The 6,009-nt window shown below is 75.6% G+C and carries 5 protein-coding genes and 1 pseudogene; 4 read left to right on the top strand and 2 right to left on the bottom strand.

Annotated features, from left to right (window positions below):
• A partial coding sequence (locus tag NH602_RS27145) for an acyl-CoA dehydrogenase family protein (RefSeq protein ID WP_256495942.1) occupies positions 1-341 on the top strand: 341 nt, incomplete at its 5' end.
• Between the two features lie 24 nt (positions 342-365).
• On the opposite strand, the gene NH602_RS27140 is transcribed toward NH602_RS27145, so the two are convergent.
• Entirely contained in the window at positions 366-2,111 is a 1,746-nt protein-coding gene (locus NH602_RS27140; protein ID WP_253069267.1) for a sigma-54-dependent Fis family transcriptional regulator, read from the bottom strand.
• A 197-nt stretch (positions 2,112-2,308) separates the two neighbouring features.
• Here NH602_RS27140 and NH602_RS27135 point away from each other — a divergent pair, with 197 nt between their 5' ends.
• The gene (locus NH602_RS27135) at positions 2,309-3,238 is read left to right on the top strand and encodes an alpha/beta hydrolase (protein ID WP_073575305.1); all 930 of its coding nucleotides are present in this window, start codon (positions 2,309-2,311) and stop codon (positions 3,236-3,238) included.
• 27 nt (positions 3,239-3,265) lie between these two features.
• On the top strand, positions 3,266-4,885 hold the full coding sequence (locus NH602_RS27130) for an NAD(P)/FAD-dependent oxidoreductase (RefSeq protein WP_253069266.1): 1,620 nt from the start codon (positions 3,266-3,268) through the stop codon (positions 4,883-4,885).
• Here the strand turns inward: NH602_RS27130 and NH602_RS27125 are convergent, their stop codons facing one another.
• Positions 4,886-5,344 (bottom strand): pyridoxamine 5'-phosphate oxidase family protein, encoded by a 459-nt coding sequence (locus NH602_RS27125; protein WP_062395201.1) that lies wholly within the window; start codon positions 5,342-5,344, stop codon positions 4,886-4,888. It abuts the gene before it with no gap.
• A 116-nt stretch (positions 5,345-5,460) separates the two neighbouring features.
• On the opposite strand from NH602_RS27125, the pseudogene NH602_RS27120 reads away from it, so the two are divergent.
• Positions 5,461-6,009 (top strand): annotated as a pseudogene (locus NH602_RS27120) (type III PLP-dependent enzyme); the annotation flags it as partial.

The following is a 6,009-nucleotide window of genomic DNA, read 5'->3' as shown; positions in this document are numbered from 1 at the left end:
CCGCGGGCGTGATCCGTGAGGCGAAGGAGCGCACCGCCGCCTCCGCCGCCGCGACCTCGACCGCGCGGCGCGCGGGGTTCGCCGCCCCGGAGACGGCGTTCGCCGTCGCCGCGGCGAAGGCCCGCTGCTCGGAGGCGGCGACGGCCGTCGCGCGGATCGCCCACCAGGTGCACGGGGCCATCGGGTTCACCCGCGAGCACGCGTTGCGGCTGGTCACGACCCGGCTGTGGGCTTGGCGCGACGAGGACGGTGACGAGGCGTTCTGGAACGACCGGGTCGGGGCGGCCGCGCTGGACGCGGGCGCCGACGGGCTCTGGCCGTTGGTGACCGGGCGGCCCTGAACGTCGCCGGTCCGTGCCGGCCGGTCAGGACACCCCGAACTCGCGCAGCTTCCGGTAGAGGGTGTTGCGCCCGATCCCGAGCGTGCGGGCGGCCCGGGTGCGGTTCCCGCCCGCCGCACGCAGGGCGTCGGCCACGGCGCCGCGTTCGGCGGCCTCCAGCAGACCGAGTTCCCGGCGGGCGGTGCGCAGGCGGTCGGGGAGGTCGGCCTCGTCGACCGGTCCGCCGCCGGCGCGGCGGGCCGCCGCCGTGACCACGGTGCGGAGCTCGGCCAGGTCACCGGGCCAGTGCCAGGCCCGGAGCCGGTCCAGGGCCGCGCCGGACAGCCGGGACCCCGACGCGGGCGGGGGCAGCTCCGCGAGCAGCGTCTCCACCAGCGCCGGGAGGTGCTCGCGGCCCGCCGCCAGCGCCGGGAGGCGGACGGTGGTGGCGACCTGGCCGAGGAGGGCGGGGGTGGTGTCGTCGGTGGGGTCGGCGTCGGCGGTGAGGACGAACGGGACACCGGTCGCGGCCAGGTCCCGCAGGAGCTCCGGTCGCGGCCCCGGTGACAGGTGCACCCGCCGCAGGACGAGCCCGCGACCCGCGGCCAGCGCCGCGCGGGCCGTCTCCCACCACTCGCGCTCCCGGTGCGGCTCGACGACCACGGCGCCGTCGTGGCCCAGGCGGGACAGCACGCGGCGGGCGGTCCGCAGCTTCCCGCTGCCCCCGGGGCCGGTCACGGCGACGGTCTCCCGGTGGGAGACGGCCTCGCGGAGCCGGTGGTCGACCTCCGGGTCGTGGTGGAGCGCGGCTCCCCGGACGGTGGCCGGGGCCGCCACCGCGGGTGCCGCCCGGCGGGGCGCCAGCCGGACGCTGAACGCGGTGCCCCCGGTGCCCTCGACCGGGGCGACGACCGCGTCGTGCGGGCCGTCGGGCATCGGCACCCGCATCCGGCGTGGCCGGTCCGGACCCCCGTCGCGCAGGAGCTCCCACAGCAGGGCGTGCAGGTCCGGGCCGGCGTGGGCCAGCGCGTGCCGGTCGGCCAGGACGGTGTCGGCGTCGACGACCAGCGCCCCGGTCGTGGCCCGCTCCAGCGCGAGGTAGGCCCGTACCAGCCTGCGACGGTGTTCGCCCGCCTCGTCGAGCAGCCGGGCCTCGATCTGGCGGCCGATGTCGGCGGCCATCACCGCCATGAGCGGGTGCACGTCGCGCACCGCGCAGGCCAGTGAGAGCGAGCCCACCGTCCGGCCGGTCCCGGGCTCGACCAGCGGGGTGCCGGCGCAGGTGAGGTTCTCCAGGAGGGCGTTGTAGTGCTCGGGGCCCCGGACCAGGACCGGGCGTCGTTCGACCAGCACCGTGCCGATGCCGTTGGTGCCCACCGACCGCTCGGAGAAGTCCGAGCCCTCCACCGCGCTGGCCCGGTCCATCAGCGTGCGCTGGCGCCGGACGCCGACGTGGCGGCGGACGATGCGCCCGGTCGCGTCGGACAGCACCATGGCCACCGGGACGTCGGCGAAGCTGTCCACGAGCCGCTCCAGCACGGGCGCCGCGGCCCGGCGCAGCGCGGTGTGGTCGTCGCCGGGGTCGGCGTAGCCGATGCGGTCCGGCGCCGTCGGCACCGCCTCGCCGATGCAGCGCCGCCAGCTCTGCTCGATCAGCGGCGGCACGCCCGCGTGGCCGGGCGGCAGCGCGAGCAGCCCCCCGTCGACGAGCGTCTCGCGGCTGCGCCGGATGCGCAGGCGCTGCCCGGCCGACAGGGCCGGCACCGCCGTGTCCTCGTCCCGACGCGTCATCGCCCCGATCCGCCCCTCGCCGCCCGTTGCGGACACGTCCACGGTGCCCCAGGTCACACCATCCTGGCCAGGGGGAGTGGCCGGTGGGCGTTCCAGAACGGAACACCCGCGGTGCCTCCGCGGTGCCCACCATCGACGGCCACGCCACCGCCGGCGCGGCGCCCGTCGTCGCTCCGGCCGACCGGAGGAGGACCGCGATGACGACGGCACCACCGACCCGCCCGACGGGTGCGTCCACGGAGTCCGACGCGTTGCGCGCGCTCTACGCCGACTGGTCCGCCGTCATCGCGGCGACCCCGGACCTGACCACGCGGCTGTTCCGCAGCATCTTCGACGAGTGGCACCAGGCCACCCGTGAACCCGAGGACGTGACCTACCGGGAGGAGTCCCTCGGGGGTGTCCCGGGGATCTGGGCGCTGCCGGCCGGGGCGGATCCCGCGCAGGTCCTGCTCTACACCCACGGCGGCGGGTTCGCCGTCGGCTCGGCGTCGAGCCATCGCAAGCTCGCGGGGCACGTCGCGCGGGCGGTCGGCGCCACGGCGTTCGTGGCGGACTACCGTCGCGCGCCGGAACACCGGCACCCGGCACAGGTGGAGGACACCGTCGCGGTGTTCGAGGCGCTGCTGGCCCGGGGGACCGCCCCCGCGGACGTGACGACCATCGGTGACTCCGCGGGCGGGAACCTGGCGGTCGCCACCGTGCTCGCCCTGCGCGACGCGGGCCGGCCGCTGCCGGGCCGGGTCGTCGCGTTCTCGCCGTGGCTGGACATGGAGAACACCGGCGCCACGCTCGTCACCAACGCCGCCTCGGACGCCCTGGTCACGGTGCCCCTGCTGGAGGGGATGATCGCCGGCGTCCTGGGGGAGGGGCACGTCGACCGGCGGGCACCGCTGGCGAACCCGTTGCACGCCGACCTCACCGGCCTCCCCCGGCTCTACGTCGACGCCGGGGGTGCCGAGGCGCTCCTCGACGACGCCGTCCGGCTCGCCGACCGGGCCCGGGCCGCCGGTGTCGACGTGACGCTGTCGGTCGTCGCGGGCATGCAGCACGTCTTCCCGTTCCTCGCCGGCACCGCGCCCGAGGCCGACGAGGAGCTCGCCGCCCTCGCCGCCTGGTACCGCGGCTGATCCCTCGACACCCACCGGGAGCACACCATGACCACCTCCACCACCCCCGACGTCGACGCCGTCGTCGTCGGCGCCGGGTTCGGCGGCATCTACATGCTGCACACGCTGCGGGACCGGCTCGGCCTGCGCGTCCGCGCCTTCGAGAAGGGCGACGGCGTCGGCGGCACCTGGTACTTCAACCGGTACCCCGGCGCGAAGTCCGACACCGAGGGGTTCGTCTACCGCTACTCGTTCGACCGGGACCTGCTGCAGGAATGGAACTGGAGCACCCGCTACCTGGACCAGCCCGACGTCCTGGCCTACCTCGAGCACGTCGTCGACCGGTACGGGCTGCGCCGGGACATCACGCTCGGCACCGAGGTGACCGCCGCGGTCTACGACGAGGACGCCGGTCTCTGGCGGGTGCGCACCTCCGGCGGCGAGACGGTGCGGTGCCGCTATCTGGTCAACGCCCTGGGGTTGCTGGCCCGCAGCAACGTCCCCGACCTCCCCGGGCTGGGCACCTTCGCCGGGCGCACCGTCCACACCAACGCCTGGCCCGACGACCTCGACATCGCCGGGCGGCGGGTCGGCGTCGTCGGGACCGGCTCGACCGGCGCCCAGTTCATCGTCGCGGCGGCCCCGCGCGCGGCTCACCTCACCGTCTTCCAGCGCAGCCCGCAGTACAACGTGCCCTCCGGCAACCGACCGGTCACCCAGGACGAGGTCGACCGCACCAAGGAGCACTTCCCCGAGATCTGGGACCAGGTGCGCGGCTCGGTCGTGGCCTTCGGGTTCGAGGAGAGCGCCGTCGAGGCGATGAGCGTGTCCGCGCAGGAGCGCGAGCGCGTCTTCCAGGAGAACTGGGACGCCGGCAACGGGTTCCGGTTCATGTTCGGCACGTTCTGCGACATCGCCACCGATCCCGACGCCAACGCCGCGGCCGCCGCGTTCATCCGGCGCAAGATCTCCGAGATCGTCGTGGACCCGGAGACCGCCCGGAAGCTCACACCGACCGACCTCTACGCCAAGCGCCCGATCTGCAACGAGGGGTACTACGAGACCTTCAACCGCGACGACGTCGAGCTGGTCTCGATCCGGGAGAACCCGATCGCGGAGGTCACCCCGGCCGGGGTGCGCACCGCCGACGGTGTCGTGCACGAGCTCGACGTGCTCGTCCTCGCGACCGGTTTCGACGCCGTCGACGGCAACTACCGGGCGATGGACCTGCGCGGCCGCGGGGGCCGCCACATCGACGACCACTGGACCGACGGGCCGTCGAGCTACCTCGGGGTGTCCACGGCGGGCTTCCCGAACATGTTCATGATCCTCGGGCCGAACGGGCCGTTCACCAACCTGCCGCCGAGCATCGAGGCCCAGGTCGAGTGGATCGGTGAGCTGATCGGGCACGCCGAGCGCAGCGGCATCGGCACGATCGAGCCGACGGCCGAGGCCGAGCGGGGCTGGTCCCGGCTCTGCCGGGAGATCGCCGACGCCACGCTGTTCCCGAAGGCCGACTCGTGGATCTTCGGGGCGAACATCCCCGGCAAGCCGAACGCGGTGATGTTCTACATGGCCGGGCACAAGGCCTACCGCGAGGAGCTGTCCACCGTGGCCCGCGACGGGTACCGCGGGTTCGCGATGCACGGCTCGGGAGGCTCCCGGTGATCACATCTTGCGGAAGTCCCAGCTGGTGATCTTCTCCGGGCGCAGCCGCAGCCACGCGTGCCTTCCGTCGATCACGACCTGGTCGCCGGTGTAGCGCGCGGCGAAGGCCTGCTCGACCCGCTCCAGCTCCGGGTTCGGCTCGCCGGTGCGGGGCACCTCGCCGACGACCTCGACGGAGCCGCGCAGCTCGACCCCGCGCAGCTCGGTGTAGTCGTGCCCGGCGTCGACGACCACGGCGATCCGCGGGTCGCGCTGCAGGTCCGCCCACCGCTGCGAGCGCGAGAGCGAGGTCAGCCAGAGCGCCTCGCCGTCCCACAGGTACCAGAGCGGGGTGGCGTGCGGGCCGTTCACGCCGTTGGTGGCGACCCGGCAGGTGCGCTCGGCGTCGAGGAAGGCGGTGACCTCCTCCGGGGTCATCGCGATCTTCCGGGCGCGGCGCTGCGGCTTCGGTGCGGTCATGGGTCGAACCTAGATCAGCGGCCCGGCGCCCGGAGCGGTCCGGTCGGGCCGGTGCGGGCCCCGGCGGGTCGTGCCCCGGCGGTGGCACGCCACCCGGCCCGGGAGACGATCCCGGTGTGCCCGACACCCTGAGCCCCGGTCTGGAGCGGCTGCTCGCCACCGACCGTCCGACGCCGTACCTGGCGCTGGACCCCGCCGTCGCCGGGGAGCGGTACCGCGCGCTGGCCGCCGCGTTCGGCGACGCCCGGATCCTCTACGCCGTCAAGGCCTGCCCGGAGCCCGCCGTGCTGCGCGCCCTCGTCGCGGCCGGGGCCGGGTTCGACGTCGCCTCCCAAGCCGAGATCGACCTGTGCCTGGCCGCCGGTGCGGACCCGGCGACGCTGCAGCACGGGAACCCGGTGCGCGGCCCCGGTGCCGCCGCCCGGGCCGCCCGCGACGGCGTCACCCGGTTCGTCACCGACAGCGCCGAGGACGTCGACGCCCTCGCCGCCGAGGTCCCCGGCGCCCGGGTGCAGGTCCGGCTCTCGGTCGACGACACCGGCTCGGCGACGCCGTTCCACGGCAAGTTCGGGGCGCCGCCCGACGCGGCCGTCGCGCTGCTGGGGCGGGTCGCCGACCGCGGCCTGGTCGCCGCCGGGGTCACCTTCCACGCGGGCTCCCAGCAG

Origin of the sequence: Pseudonocardia sp. McavD-2-B, assembly GCF_024124365.1 — a bacterium.
GTDB lineage: Bacteria > Actinomycetota > Actinomycetes > Mycobacteriales > Pseudonocardiaceae > Pseudonocardia > Pseudonocardia alni.
The sequence above is the reverse complement of the archived record's forward strand: the minus strand, read 5'-3'. Positions and strand labels throughout refer to the sequence as shown.